The organism is cf. Phormidesmis sp. LEGE 11477, assembly GCF_015207105.1.
Lineage (GTDB): Bacteria > Cyanobacteriota > Cyanobacteriia > Phormidesmidales > Phormidesmidaceae > Phormidesmis.
The window spans coordinates 36183-50175 of sequence record NZ_JADEXO010000019.1; the positions used below are offsets into that span (position 1 = coordinate 36183).

General features: G+C 49.9%; 14 protein-coding genes. 7 read left to right on the forward strand and 7 right to left on the reverse strand.

Going from position 1 to position 13993, the window contains the following annotated elements:
* Positions 1–85: 85 nt before the first annotated feature.
* A complete protein-coding gene (locus IQ256_RS08180; RefSeq protein ID WP_193855048.1) occupies positions 86–2113 on the forward strand; it encodes a chromosome segregation ATPase in 2028 nt (675 codons plus the stop codon).
* A 60-nt stretch (positions 2114–2173) separates the two neighbouring features.
* Here IQ256_RS08180 and IQ256_RS08185 read toward each other — a convergent pair whose 3' ends face one another.
* The 5 genes from IQ256_RS08185 to IQ256_RS08205 all read right to left on the reverse strand — a co-directional run bounded on the left by IQ256_RS08185 (position 2174) and on the right by IQ256_RS08205 (position 6005).
* Positions 2174–2584, reverse strand: coding sequence for a hypothetical protein (locus IQ256_RS08185; protein WP_193855049.1), 411 nt, complete (start codon positions 2582–2584; stop codon positions 2174–2176).
* Between the two features lie 119 nt (positions 2585–2703).
* Positions 2704–3258 (reverse strand): DUF421 domain-containing protein, encoded by a 555-nt coding sequence (locus IQ256_RS08190; protein ID WP_193855050.1) that lies wholly within the window; start codon positions 3256–3258, stop codon positions 2704–2706.
* Between the two features lie 117 nt (positions 3259–3375).
* Entirely contained in the window at positions 3376–3963 is a 588-nt protein-coding gene (locus IQ256_RS08195; protein ID WP_193855051.1) for a hypothetical protein, read from the reverse strand.
* A gap of 304 nt (positions 3964–4267) precedes the next feature.
* Positions 4268–5458 carry a hypothetical protein gene (locus tag IQ256_RS08200; protein ID WP_193855052.1) on the reverse strand — a complete coding sequence of 397 codons (1191 nt, stop codon included), beginning with the start codon at positions 5456–5458 and terminating at the stop codon, positions 4268–4270.
* A gap of 190 nt (positions 5459–5648) precedes the next feature.
* Positions 5649–6005 (reverse strand): cupin domain-containing protein, encoded by a 357-nt coding sequence (locus tag IQ256_RS08205; protein WP_193855053.1) that lies wholly within the window; start codon positions 6003–6005, stop codon positions 5649–5651.
* Positions 6006–6345: 340 nt separating this feature from the next.
* On the opposite strand from IQ256_RS08205, the gene IQ256_RS08210 reads away from it, so the two are divergent.
* The 3 genes from IQ256_RS08210 (at position 6346) to glsA (ending at position 8002) form a co-directional block, all read left to right on the forward strand.
* On the forward strand, positions 6346–6561 hold the full coding sequence (locus IQ256_RS08210) for a CDGSH iron-sulfur domain-containing protein (RefSeq protein ID WP_193855054.1): 216 nt from the start codon (positions 6346–6348) through the stop codon (positions 6559–6561).
* A gap of 136 nt (positions 6562–6697) precedes the next feature.
* Positions 6698–7018 (forward strand): hypothetical protein, encoded by a 321-nt coding sequence (locus IQ256_RS08215; protein ID WP_193855055.1) that lies wholly within the window; start codon positions 6698–6700, stop codon positions 7016–7018.
* 9 nt (positions 7019–7027) lie between these two features.
* On the forward strand, positions 7028–8002 hold the full coding sequence (gene glsA, locus IQ256_RS08220; RefSeq protein WP_193855056.1) for a glutaminase A: 975 nt from the start codon (positions 7028–7030) through the stop codon (positions 8000–8002).
* A 40-nt stretch (positions 8003–8042) separates the two neighbouring features.
* On the opposite strand, the gene IQ256_RS08225 is transcribed toward glsA, so the two are convergent.
* Positions 8043–8651, reverse strand: coding sequence for a DedA family protein (locus tag IQ256_RS08225; protein WP_193855057.1), 609 nt, complete (start codon positions 8649–8651; stop codon positions 8043–8045).
* Between the two features lie 350 nt (positions 8652–9001).
* Between IQ256_RS08225 and IQ256_RS08230 the strand changes: the two genes are divergently transcribed.
* Positions 9002–10318, forward strand: a complete 1317-nt coding sequence (locus tag IQ256_RS08230) for a murein transglycosylase A (RefSeq protein ID WP_228024681.1) — start codon at positions 9002–9004, stop codon at positions 10316–10318.
* Between the two features lie 571 nt (positions 10319–10889).
* Here IQ256_RS08230 and IQ256_RS08235 read toward each other — a convergent pair.
* Positions 10890–11873, reverse strand: coding sequence for a DMT family transporter (locus tag IQ256_RS08235; protein WP_193855058.1), 984 nt, complete (start codon positions 11871–11873; stop codon positions 10890–10892).
* A 129-nt stretch (positions 11874–12002) separates the two neighbouring features.
* Here IQ256_RS08235 and dusB point away from each other — a divergent pair, with 129 nt between their 5' ends.
* Positions 12003–13076, forward strand: a complete 1074-nt coding sequence (gene dusB / locus IQ256_RS08240) for a tRNA dihydrouridine synthase DusB (protein WP_228024682.1) — start codon at positions 12003–12005, stop codon at positions 13074–13076.
* Positions 13077–13336: 260 nt separating this feature from the next.
* Complete coding sequence (locus IQ256_RS08245) at positions 13337–13951, forward strand: DUF3318 domain-containing protein (protein ID WP_370623379.1); 615 nt, start codon at positions 13337–13339, stop codon at positions 13949–13951.
* Positions 13952–13993 lie beyond the last annotated feature (42 nt).

Genomic DNA, 13993 nt, shown 5'->3' on the forward strand with positions numbered 1-13993 from the left:
CTGAATCGAGCAAACCTAGGTTCGACTCAGGTTAGATGCTGACTCTCGAACGGTCTTTTGAAGGCGTGCGATCGCTAGAACCTCTATGACCTCTAAGTACGACGATAGCGAGCCTCAAACAGGGCATCCGTCGACGTCTTCTCAGAACTGGACAGCGGCTCCACCTGACCAGGAGCTATCTCTACCGGGGAAGCGTTCTTTAGGCGCTACCTTACTAGGTATGGGCTGGCTGCGAAGCTGGCCTTTGGTGATGCTGGTAATCTTTGGGTTTCTAGGTACGGTGGGCACGACAGCCGTTTTTAGCCTGTTTCGCATGCCCAGCAGCCCGAACTGTCGGACTATCTTCTGGCCGACCGCCTCTGCTGCCCTACGGCTGCAGTGCGCCGAGACCTACGCAGAAAAAGGCGATGTCAAAAGCCTGTTAGCCGCTATTGATCTAGTCGATCAGCTACCCGAAGACCATCCGCTACGCCAAGATATTATAAACAGGCGAATTGAGGATTGGGCTAATCTATTGCTCGATCTCGCCGAGCGTTCTTTTGAGGAAGGCGATATCGAAGGCGCGATTGATAACGCCAGAAAGATCCCAGCACAGGCTGCTGCCGCTAGCGTTGTAGAAGAGAGAATTGTTCGCTGGAAGGAAATCTGGAAAGAAGGTGCAGATATCTTTAATACGGCTACCGATCGGCTAAAAGAGAAAAACTTTCAGTCCGCTTTCACGCTTTCTGTTGCTTTATTAGATGTTGATAATCAGTACTGGGCAACCGAAAAGTACGCCGATCTAACGAAGTTAATTAGCCTTGCTAGAGAAGATGGGCGTAAACTATCCAAAGCGCTTGCTTCGGCAAAGGCAGGAACTCTCAAAGGATTTACAAGTGCGTTAGACCAGCTAGAGAAAATTGACGAAGAGAGCGTCTTCTACGAGGAAGCACAGAAAGAGAGAAAAGAGATTGCCAGCAGCATGCTTCTAGCCGGAGAGCAGCTATTAGCCGATCGTCAACTGCAGTCGGCTCGGGCAATGCTGAACGCGATTCCTAGAGACGCGGGACTAGGAGAAGAAGTGGCCGATCTGCAGATCTTTGCAGCCGCTTATCAGCAGGCATGGCTGAGCACTATCGGTGGCCTAGAAGGCGCGATCAACCAGATGAATCGTCTTGGCAAGAGTCGGCCTTTATATGGCAAAGGTCAGCGGTTGATTGCTCAGTGGCAGCAGGAGATCAGGGAAATCAACTTGCTTTCTCAGGCTAGGGAGCGAGCTGTGCGAGGCAGTACAGCAGATCTGACAGCGGCGATCGCACTGGCTAACCAAATATCGCGTAGCTCGACTCAGTGGGAAGCGGCTGAAAAACAAATCGGCGAATGGCGATCGCGCGTAGAAACCGTGCAGGATCGGCCCATCCTAGAAAGAGCTACTCAGCTAGCCGCCGGGGGGTCGCCTGATAACCTACGAGCAGCCATTCAAGAAGCCCGCAAGATTTCTGCTAAGCGGACACTTGGCCCTGAAGCTGCCGAGCGAATTGCTACCTGGCGCGATCGCATTCAACGGATTGAGGATCAGCCTCTGCTCGATCAGGCTCGTCGTCGGGCAAGTGCTGGGGATGTCGCCGGGGCGATCGCGATCGCCTCTCGAATCGGAGAAGGTAGAGCCCTTCATCGCACCGCCCAGTCAGATATTGGTCGCTGGCAGGCTCAAGAAACCGGTCGGCAGCGGCTAGGCGCAGCGACTCGCGCCTCCTCTAGAGGCACAGGCGAGGCGCTATCTGAGGCGATTAGATTAGCGCAACAGGTGCCAGCACAAAGCGATAGTAAGTTCAATGCTGATAGACAAATTAACCGATGGAGCTGGGATTTACTGCGCGAAGCAGAAGGCTCAGCTAATTTGTTGGACTTCCAGCGAGCAATCAATCTAGCGAGCCAAATTCCTTCACAGACAGAGGCGTATGATTCTGCCCAGCTTAGGATTCAATCTTGGCAGGAAAGGACTCGTCAGCCCGAAGGCATCAGCCGGCCAACCTCTAATGACTCGACAGATACACCAACGGAGACCAGACCGCCTCTAGGTGGAAACGGTTTCCCGTTAAACCTAGAGCAGGCCCAGCCTCCTAACGAATAATCTCTGGTAGCTGATATGTGCGTAGCCAAATGACGAACGCTACATAGCAAACTGAATAATTTACTTCAAGCTGTCTGTCGCGTTGCTGACTTTTTCCTTGACATCATCGACAGCTTCTCGAACAGCCTCTAGAGGGTCTTCCGCCCTCAATTCCGCTGTTCTACGCTTGGCACTATCTTTCAACGTCTGCGCCTTCGCATCGTTCGTATTACGCCGTGGGTCTACTGCCTCAAAATTGTTCATTCCTCCTTTTTTAGACTGAATGTTGTCATAGCGCTCGGTCGACTGAATGCCACCTTCCGAATTCTTGGAATAATCGACGTCTGCCGCCTGTGCAGGTGCGCTGATACTCATCAGGCTAATGCCAACTAGCCCTGCAATTAAAAACAGTTTGCCCGTAGTCAAATACTGGTCGACTGACTGTTTGACAGCCCGCGCCAGGCGAATAAATGTCTTTGAGAAAATGGTCATAATATGTCCTCTCTGGTGTAATGCGTCACAAAATAAAGCATATGGCGTATCTGGCAAAGTAAATGTCCTTCGAAAGAGAGCTTTTCAAAGACTCTAAAGAGAGAAAGTTTTAGCAGCAGCTATACTACCTTAACGGCTTGTCCTCTGAACCCGCGAACATCTCGGAGCGCTGAGGCGTTGCTAATGTCTAGCGTTTGGATCACGCTGAAGTTGCCGTTAGTCTCTAGGATGACCGCGTCGGTATCTTCTACGCTGCTGCCCCCTTGCGTGCGGATAGCGGCTAACACCTCGCCTTCTGCCACCCGCTGCTCTTTCATCGTTTTGTACAAAAACTCACCTTTAAATAGCAGCAGCGTTGGTTCTGCCTTTAATAGACCTTGAACCACGCTAGTTCGCACTGATAGCCAAGTCAAAATGTATTGAAAGCTGACCAGCATACCAACCGCTAGCATTGCCTGAGTCCAAGGCGTGCTAGTAGATAGAAGGGAACTAGCTAGTATAGAACCGAAAGCTACAGTGACTACAAAATCAAAAGAGTTCCACTTAGACAGCGTGCGCTTTCCAGAAATTCGCAGCCAAACGATAACGCCGAAGTAGGATAGAGTGCCGACGACAACGGTGTGTAATATGCTTTCCCAACTACCAAAAATATCGGATGTAAGTGAATAGTCCATAAGTAATCAGCGAAGGAAAAACAATAAAGTATATTACACTGACCTCTATACACGGACATCTTCTCTATGAGAGATATATAGAAAGAGAGATAGTTGCTCGTCGAGTAGATTCAGTAATTAGTTGAGTCGTATGATCGCATCGTGAGATAGCGATTCTATTCTTTTGAAGAGGCGTCTAAGAGGCGTTTTAACCACGTCTTCAAAGAATGTTTCTAAGTCACGACGACTCTGCCTGATTTGTTGCGCTGATAGCTGCTGCAGCTTGGCCTTTTTATTCACTACTGCTGTTCGAAAGCGTTCGGGCTGCTGTTTGATATTTGATGAGAACCGCGTATTGAACTGAGAAATTTGTTCTGGTAGTTGCGCTGCGATAGATGATGCCCTTGGCTCGCCTGACACACCATAGCTGCTTAGACGACTGTGTCTACGTTTTGCTGCTATTAGCCTGTAAGGGTCGGTATGATGAAAGATTGTTGTAGGTACTAATGGCACTAGCCTGCTGCTTTGTGGCGCGGCATCTTGTTTTACCAAAACTTCTTGGGTGGGGGCGGGCTGTGTCAACTCGCTGGGTGATGTATCGAATTTACTGCTGGAAGTATATGAGCTAGGGCGCTCTGTGGACTCTTGATAGTCTTTTACCGGGTAGCTATGTTCTTTTACCTGCTGCTGATAGAGATCTGAACTAGCTGCCGCTGAGGTTGGCATAGCCAAGCAAAATGCGGATAGAAGGCACAAAAGAATGACCAGTATCGCAGACGTCAACTCTGTAAGACGAGACCTTTTGGGTGTACTAAAATTCACGCTATCTAATACAGAGTGTGACGTCTCAAGGAACAAAGTCTTGACCTACAAAGAATCTATCAATAGCCTATCGCTAACTGCTAGCGTTCTCAAATAGAAGCCGCAGCGGCACCGCCTATAGGTAGACGGTGCCGCTGCAGCTTGATTACTTGCGATCGCGTTCGCCATTCAGCTTCGCATATTCTCTAGCGGTAAAATCCCACTGCACTTATGCCGTGACCGTTTCAGCCTTCTGCATAATCGGATAGCGCAGCGTCGCTATAGCATCCGCTTCTGCTGGCAGTTCATCCTGTGCAACTATATAGACTTCAGCATCGGTTTCTAGCGCGCGGGTCGCTGCCCAGTCAATCAGCTCCTGGCTATCAGACTGCTGTTCATTGTGATAAGTTACCTTGCGGCTCTTCTCGTCGAACGTGCCCCATAGCTTTGCGTTGTTGGCCACTAGCAGCGTATCTACCTGACCATTGGCCGCAGCATTTAGGATCTGTTCTATGTCTTGAGTTGCTTGATCTTTATCTAGCAGGCTGCCGTACTTTTCTATAGCCTGCTTGCGACTGGCCGCAAAATGGGGCTCGATGATGTTTAGAGCGTGATCGCGAATTTCTTCAGGACTCAGCTGATCCGGCTGAAAGTCGACGGCATCCTCTAGCAGATGCGGATACTTACTAGCTTGCTGATAGATCGGAAACAAAAAGTCTAACCCCACAAATACCAGCGGTACAGTCTGCCCGGCCAATACTTTTTCTACGCCATCAGCCACCAGCTGAAAGAATCTTAAGATATCTGTATTCTCACTATCCTTGCCGCTGCCTTGTCCGTGGAATATCTGACGGCTACCGCCTCGGCCTGCCCCATGACCCTGGAAAGACTCTTCGGGGTCGTCGTAGCGCAAAGCCACTTCTAAGCTATTGGGCGTATCTCCTAAGGACACAGCGCGAACTTGGTGACGGGTAGCTTGGTACAGGGCTACCTTATTCTGACTGGCCGCTAGAACGTAAAACTGTCCGTCCTCGCTCAGCAGAGGCACCAGTGGTCGCGTGTAGAACTTGTCCCCAACCGAAGTAAAGGCTTCGAAGGCTAAAGGCAGGCGATAGTAACGAAATGAATCGGGCGATAGAAATAAGGCAAGTCCGGCCTGCTGATGCTGCCAGAAATTACTATCTTCTAATAAATCAGTAGCGGGCTTTAGCAGCTTCTCGATGTCTATACTGTCGTTAAACTGACTCAGCCGCCTTTCAGCTTCCGATAGCTGATTCTTTAACCTGATAGGATCTTGCCTGACTTCTCTACCTGCTTCGTGAGTAGGTAGATATATGGAAATGCATGGAGCGCTCTGTGTACTATTCCGTGTACTGTTAAGAGAATGAAGCTCTGCTTTTGAGAATGTGTCTATAGTCATGTGTGTAGTGATCTCCTTTTCTATTAAACGGTTACCTCCAGTTTTCTGCTAAAGATGACTGGCCCAAGTGCCTAGGTCAAATCTCCTAAGACTCAAATCTCCTAAGACCAAGCCTTTGAGCGAGACAATCCGTATCTGAGGTGTGTGGGTTTGGATTGTCTTAGCCTTGTGAAAGGCCAGTTTCCTACCTTTAGCCATCTCCCCTAGCCGAAGGGTGTGTTGCTTCTACCGCCTGAAAATGCTCTAGTATCTTGTACGAGTGCTCTGTGCCTTCTGGTACTGTCCAAGAGATTCCTGGCTCAAGTAGGATGGTGTTGCCTTCTAGGCTCAGCTCGGCTCGTCCGCTAAGAACGTAGCCGACTGTTTCATAGTTGCGGGCCGCTGCTTGCTTTTGTTCACCATCGCCGGGCTGCTCGTCCCAAAGCCTCATGGCGATCGCATTACCGCTAATCAGTAGCTTTTGGCCCATACTTCCTGCCTTGGCGTTGTCGGCACTAACCGTCAAGTTGGTAGCTGAATTAGTGGTGATTGGTTCTTGAGTAGTCATACGTTGCATTGCTTTTTCCATCTTTAAAGGTAGTGGTCATACCGGTGCTTTTACTTCCCCCAAGAGAAACAACTGTTCCAACCGATAGTGAGACTTTCACCTGCGTCTTCTGAAAATTCTTCTCAATAGTGCCCTTTGCTAGCGCCGCGCTGCTTCAGAGGGTCGTTGCTAGACCATTCATATCAAACAGCTCAAAGCGCCAATGGTGTGATATCAGTAGTGTGATAACTACAGTGTGATAACTACTGTATTCATAGTGACAGTCTACTGATGTCTGGGCCGCTACCTAGATAGTCAACTCGATTGTCCTTTTACCCAGTGCCTTGATAGAGGATTCCTAATGGCTGATAGCACTCAAATTACAATTAAAGACAGTGGCCCCTTTCTTGTTAAAGGCCCGTTTACGCTAACTGACGCAGAAGGCAACGACTTCACGATTGATAAGGAGATGGTTCCCCTTTGTCGGTGCGGCGCTTCGACTACGCAGCCTTTCTGTAATGGCACCCATCGAAAGATAGAGTTTGAATCTGTTGTTCGAGCTCCGGCAGAAGACTAAGGCCAAGACTGCGACTAAGAAAACAATCGCCAGTGAATAGGCAGATCAAAGAAGATGTAATGATAAGTATGAGAAGAGCGAGAAGGTCTTGTTATGAGCGACTTCTCTCTTTTCTTTCTTTTCAAGGACTTTAATCTTGAAGTATCCTAAAACACCGGATGGCCGCTATTTTGTAGTGAAGGGACGGCTGTGGCGCTGCACGAACCCCAACCTAGATGAACAGACTCGGCAGCGACACGTAAAAGTGCTGATGAAAGCGAGAAACCAGATCAAACAAGCAAAAAGAAGAGAAGACCTAGAAGCACTATCGGTAGCTCGCGCTCAGGTCAACCAGGCAAAAATAGAGTTAGGAGAGCGAGGCTCGGTTTGGTGGACCGATGGTGAGCCAGACTATAATCGCTATCTGGCAAAAAATACGCCTTATGCAGATTGGTTCTCTTCTCTAACTTCTTCTTGACTAGATTCAATGACTCTACTTCAACGCTTTCTCGATGAGCTTTATCAGCGCTACCACACCCTAGGCGACGGTACTGTAGCTAGCTACATTCCTGAGCTGAAGAAGGCCGATCCTAACTGGTTTGGAATTAGTGTGGTGACTGTAGACGGGCGGGTTTTTGGCGCTGGAGATATACAGCAGAAGTTCACCATTCAATCTGTTTCTAAGGTGTTTGCGTTTGGACTAGCGTTAGAGAGCCAGGGCAGGGATACGGTATTAGAAAAGGTAGGCGTCGAGCCAACTGGCGATCCTTTCAATTCGCTGATCCGACTAGACGAAGATTCTAAGCGGCCTTTTAATCCAATGATTAACGCTGGCGCGATCGCAACCACTAGCTTGATCAAAGGCAGCGGACCCACCAGCAAACTCAACAACCTGCTCAGCATGTTTGAGCGCTACCTAGGCCATGAAGTATTTATCGATATGCCAACTTTCATGTCTGAGAGATCCACAGGGCATCGAAACAGAGCCATGGCGCATCTGATGCTTCATTTCGACATGATCAGCCATGATATTAACGCCGCGCTCGATCTGTATTTTCAGCAGTGCTCTGTGATGGTGACCTGCCAAGATCTGGCTATGATGGCTGCAACGCTAGCCAACAAAGGCAAACAACCTGTCACTCAAAAGCAAGCGGTCAATCCCGACTATGTTCGCGATATTCTTAGCGTAATGTACACCTGCGGTATGTACAACCGCGCTGGCGAATGGGCCTATCGGGTGGGTATACCTGCCAAGAGCGGCGTTTCAGGCGGCATTCTAGCGATCGTACCAGGCAAGGCGGGAATTGCCACTTTCTCGCCGCTAATCGATAAAAATGGCAATAGCGTTAGAGGGATTCGTGTGTTCGAAGAACTCTCACGTAAGTACGGCCTACATCTATTCGATCTATCGATGGGGCGCTGCGTATTTTCAAAAGCGACTCAAGATACCAGCGAGAGCTGATTTAACAGAGCACTACCTGCTACCTTCCAAAGGCTATTATCTAAAGGTTCTTCTTCAGCTGAGACAGCACTCTCGCGATCACAATCACTGTGAGTGAAATGAGCACAATCTTACTAATTGGCCCCAAGAACTCACCTACTTTCTCGTAGCTTGCGCCTAGCCAAAAGCCAGCTAGCGTCAACAGGCTAGTCCAAGCTAAAGAGCCGATTGTGGAGTAAGTCAAAAATTGAAACATCGGCATCTTAGCAATGCCAGCGGGCACAGAGATATAGGTGCGAATGCCAGGGACTAGACGCCCTAGTCCAATTGCCCAGTAGCCCCGCTGAGAAAACCACTGCTGTGTGGCGACGACTTCTTTGCTAGAGATGCCTAGCCATCTGCCATATCTATCGGCGAGACCCCGTATTCTGGCTAGTCCTAGGATCTTACCGACGTAGTACCAGGCAAGCCCTCCCAGCACAGAGCCGATCGTGCCAGCAACGATTGCTAGCGACATGTTCATTTCTCCTTTAGCGACTGCAAAGCCAGCTAGCGGCATGATTAGCTCGGATGGGATCGGCGGTATTACATTTTCTAGCAGCATCAGAAAAGCGATGCCCCAATAGCCAAAAAGCGTGATGATATTGACGACTCGATCTAAAACGTCCAAGTTAGCTCTAGTAATTTCTGAATAACTGCTCGACACCCATACTGTGATGCATCTCTGTGGACGGTCATCTAACTAGAAGTACATTTTCCTGATCGCATCCTAGAATGACTTTCCATAACATGCAGCTTTAGTCAAAATATACAGCTTGGGTGACTTGCCGCATATCCTATGAAGTCTGGCTTATTCAAGTGCTTCCCTTGTCAAAAGAAAGCGGTAAGCGCCGTTTTGCCAAGTCCTTCCCTGCCAATTTTCAAGGCGTCTAAAGGTTGCCGGGTTAAAGGCAATATGTGTGCATAAAATTCATAAATAAGTTTTGGGTATTTGGTTTGAGAACTTCTGCAAGAGTCTTTTTGAAAGCGGTTGTTGTGGCGATCGCACTCATGCTCACTAGCAGTATTAGTCGCGCAGACTATTCTCTAGAAAAAGGCTCAGAACAAAGAGGCTCAGAACAAAAAGCATCCGACAAAAGTTTAGACCAGAAAAGCACCGAAGAAGAGACCTTAGAACCAGCCGTCTTAGAGAGTTTATTGCCGTTAAGGCTACTACAGGGCCAAGAAAAACAGCAAGCAGTTGAACTAATTGCCCGAGATACCGCTCTATTTGAAACAGGTCGCGCCGCGCTGTTAGCTGCCGTTGACCACAGTCTGGCCTACCTGCGTACCCCCAGCGCTATCGATGACTACCGCGAATACGCCGTTCCCGGTATTACCCATGATCGCGTGCGCCGCAGTCTTCAGCGCTTTCGTGACCTAGTGGTCGACAGTGACTCTGTTGCAGAACTACAGCAAGCCGTAGCTACAGAATTTGACTTCTATCAGTCGATTGGTCAAGACGAAGCTGGCAGCGTCGCTTTTACAGGCTATTTTGAACCGACCTACCGCGCCAGTCTGACGCCGGACGAAACCTACCGCTATCCCCTCTACAGCCGCCCGCTCACGTTAGATCAGTGGTCTGAACCTCACCCTACCCGCGCAGAGCTAGAAGGCATCGACGGATTGCAGGCTCAGCAAGGACCCCTCAAGGGTTTAGAGCTGGCCTGGTTGCCTACTCGCCTAGAGGCATTTTTAGTCCAGGTTCAAGGGTCGGCCAGACTAGAAATGACAGACGGCAGTACCTACTCAATCGGCTACGATGGCCGCACGAATTACCCTTATACCAGTATTGGCCGCGCGCTAATTGAGGATGGGATTATTCCAGAAGACGAGCTAACGCTACCGGTTTTAATGGCTTACTTTGAGCGTAATCCTGAGGCACTCGATCGCTATATCCCCCGCAACAATCGCTTCGTTTTCTTTAGAGCAACCAATGGCGCTCCAGCAACGGGCAGTCTTGGCTATCCGGTAACAGCAGGGCGCTCTATCGCCACCGATAAGACTGTGATGCCGCCAGGCGCTCTAGCTTTAATTAGCTTGCCTCTACCTCAAGTCAACGATACGCAAACCGAAGCAGACCTTACGGAAAGCCCGGTAGAAGAAAGCTCAGTAGAAGAAAGCTCAGTAGAAGAAAGTCCAACGACCAGCCGATTCGTACTAGATCAAGACACGGGAGGGGCGATCAAAGGCGCTGGCCGCGTAGATTTATTTGTGGGCACGGGTGCAGACGCTGGAGAAGTGGCTGGCCTGATCAATCACACAGGTGCTCTGTATTACTTGCTACTAAAAGAGTGACCACTTCAAAAAGAAGATAAAAGCACTGATTGTTTAACAAAAGTCATAAAAATATTTCATTTAGTAGGCGAGATAGCCAGAAACTGCAAAGACTTGTACGGACTTTAGACGTCATGAGCTGTAGATAAGTACTAGCTGCTGCTGTTCGAACATTTAGGTAACAGCTTCTGTCCTAATTCAGCTATTACTATGTCTGCTCTAGATATCACAAGCTGTCTCTAGGATTTCTGGCTCTTAGGCTTTCCTTGCATAATTCTCTTAGCAGTGTTAGCGAGTCTTGGAAGTCGAATGGTGAAGATAGCAATCTTCGCAGGACGCACGCAAAAGGAAGACTATTGTGCCACAGCGTTGTTTTAAGCCCCTGACACCGAACCCGTTTGAAAGCTATCGAGACCCTACTACTGGACGGTGGCAAATCATATATCCAATAGAGATATCGCCCGAGCTAGCCTCTACTCAACAAAAACAGTCTTTAGGATGTGACAATTCTCAGAGCGTTCCACCGCAACGACAGCGGACAAAGAATTTCGGAACTAGACCGCAATGCGAGATACCTAGAGCTAAAGGATAGTCATTTATATAGCAACAACCACACGCCGCTGAGTGCGACAGCAACGCCTAGAATGGCGCGGCGACTAATCTTCTCACCTAGCAAGGCCGCTACAGGTAATACGAAGAGTGGGCTAGTTGCTAAAAGTGCCTGAGCAATGCCGGCTGCTGTGTATTTAAGTGCGATTTGCTGAAGCCAAATACCTAAATAGGTGGCAAAGAAGGACGCGATCGCAACGCCACCCAACAGTCGAGGCGACTTCAGCGCGATCGCAACAGATTGCCACCTTTCTCTTGTGGTCTTCGCCGCCTGTTGAATTCCGGTCGATTTCGCTTCTAAATACTGCGGTCTAATGGCGACTAGTCCAACCATAAAGATCAGTCCGGCTCCTAATCGAATCAAGCTGCTCCATAGAGGGGATACTGTTGTTTCAGCCAGCGCTGCTCTAGAGAGAACCGCACCTATCGCCTGACAGGCCGTTGCCAAGAGTGAAATCTGTAGCCCTGCTCTGGTAGCCGGAACCGGATCGCCGGGTACTCGCTCACTAATTACCCAGGCGATTCCTAAAAGGGTGATGAGGATGCCTGCGATCGCATTCAAAGGTAGACGCTCCGATAGAAAAATCCAGGCTAAGACAGTACTCATCGGCGGTGCAAGCGTCTCTAACAGCAGCGCCTTTCTGGCCCCCAGCGCATTAATAGCCGAAAAGTAAGCCATATCGCCTAGCCCAATTCCTAATCCGCCGCTGAGTCCTAGCAAGACCACAGAAACCCAGGGCAAACTGGGAACCGGCTCACCGCCGAGCTGAATCAATATCGTCAATAGCAGCAGAGCTAGGGCAAAAGCACCCTTCACCAAATTCAGCACCAAAGGCGATAGCTGCCGGCCCATACGACCAAACATCAGCGATGCCATCGCCCACAGAAACGCCGCCAGTAGCGCCGCCCCTTCACCGACTAACGCGCCATCTAATACCCCGCTAGTCGACAGATTCACAAACTCCATTCACCTATTCCATTTACTGTCATCACGCCGCTGCTACTAGATCCTCTATAAATCTCCTATAGCGATCGCCCTTTGCTTCATACATTTCTCAACCGCTATAAAATAAGACTCTAGACTACTAACCTCCGTATGAATACTGTCCTACCTTCAACCGATTTGCCTTTGCAGTCATCGTCGCTAGCCTTAGAGTCAAGTCCGCTAGTGCTACCTAGTGAGCTGAGCCTGCGGCTGCGATCGCCTTTGCAAATCGGTGATGTTGTCGTTCGTAGTCGCGTTTTGCAATCGCCCCTATCTGGCGTCACTGATAAGGTTTTTCGCCGCCTAGTCCGTCGCTATGCACCCCAGTCGATGATGTATACGGAGATGGTCAGTGCCGCCGAGCTGCACCACCTTCAGCGTCTGCCTATCCTGATGGATATTGACCTAGACGAGCGGCCTATCAGCATTCAGCTATTTGATCGTCGTCCCGATTTCCTTGCTGCCGCTGCCCGCAAGGCCGTTGACCAGGGGGCAGATACTATCGATATCAATATGGGCTGCCCCGTCAACAAGATTACTAAGAACGGTGGCGGCTCTTCCTTACTGCGTGACCCGGATACGGCGGTTCGTATTGTCGAGGCCGTCTGCGAAGCGGTTGATGTCCCGGTGACGGTTAAGACTCGAATCGGCTGGTCAGATGAAGACATCAATGCTGTAGATTTTGCTCGCCGCATGGAATCTGCGGGTGCTCAGATGCTGACACTGCACGGTCGTACCCGCGCTCAAGGCTATACCGGCAGTGCCCGCTGGGACTGGATTGCTAGGGTCAAGGCGGCCCTGACAATTCCGGTGATTGCCAACGGCGATATATTCTCCGTGGAGTCGGCGCTGCGCTGTCTGATCGAGACTCAGGCGGATGGCATTATGTGTTCTCGCGGTACGCTGGGCTATCCTTTTTTAGTGGGCGAGATTGACCACTTTATTAAGACGGGCGAAATCAAACCTGTGCCTAGTGTGATAGAACGGCTGACTTGCGCTAAAGAGCACCTAACTATGCTGTGGGAATACAAGGGAATTCGAGGCATTCGCCAGGCTAGAAAGCATATGGCCTGGTATGCCAAAGATTTTCCGGGGGCCGCAGAGCTGCGCGATCGCCTCTGCCGAATAGATTCGGTAGAAGCAGGTTGTTACCTCATCGACCAGGCAATTCTTCGGCTTAGCTAATTGCCTCTAGTAGCTAGCTTCAAATCGCTTAAATCTAGCTCAAACCTACCCGGCGGCCTGGCTGATGAAGAAACTCATGATATGGCAGAGAAAACCGTAAAGATATAGAAGGGACGGTTTTACCCCAAAGATGCGGGGGGCGCAAGCGTGCTATAACCAATATCTAAGTATCGAATACTAAGTGCCGAATATCATTAAGTGCTGAATACCTCCGAAAACCTATGACCTCCTACGCAAGCTACAGTTCGCCTCGTGCAGACATTGGTGAATTGCGTCGTTTGAGGAGTTTGCTACCGCCTGAGCTGCAAAGCTGGGTTACGGTAGAACCCGCTACCGACGTGGCCCCGCCGATGATTACCTGCGAAGAACTCGGACGTGACCAGGTAGAAATTCAGATCGATTTGACCAAGTGGGAACAGCTTGCTATCGATCAGCGCAATCTGCTGTTTTGGCACGAAGTTGCCCGCGTGCAGAGCGATACTATCCCGCGTGATGGCTGGGAGATGGCGGCGCTAGCGATTGGTCTAGGCGGCGCGGTTGGTGAGCTATGGGTCCAAGATGGCCTGTTACTGCTGCTGGCTTTGGGCCTGTGCGGGGTGTCTGGATGGCGGCTGTACAAACGCAACAACGGTCAACGGACTTTGCAGGAGGCGATCGCAGCCGATGAAAAAGCCATCTCGATTGCGACTAGGTTTGGCTACACGTTGCCGAACGCTTACAAAAGTTTGGGCAGCGCGTTGAAGACACTGATTGAGCAGACCCCAAAGAAAAAGCAGCGCGATCGCTTTATTCGCAGACTCGAAGCCCTAAAAAAGAGCGCTAATCGGGCCAAACAGCAGGTACAGGGCAGCAGAGAGCCGCGCCCAACCTATTGATTTATACGCTAAATACAATAGCTAAAAGCGAAAGGAGTAACG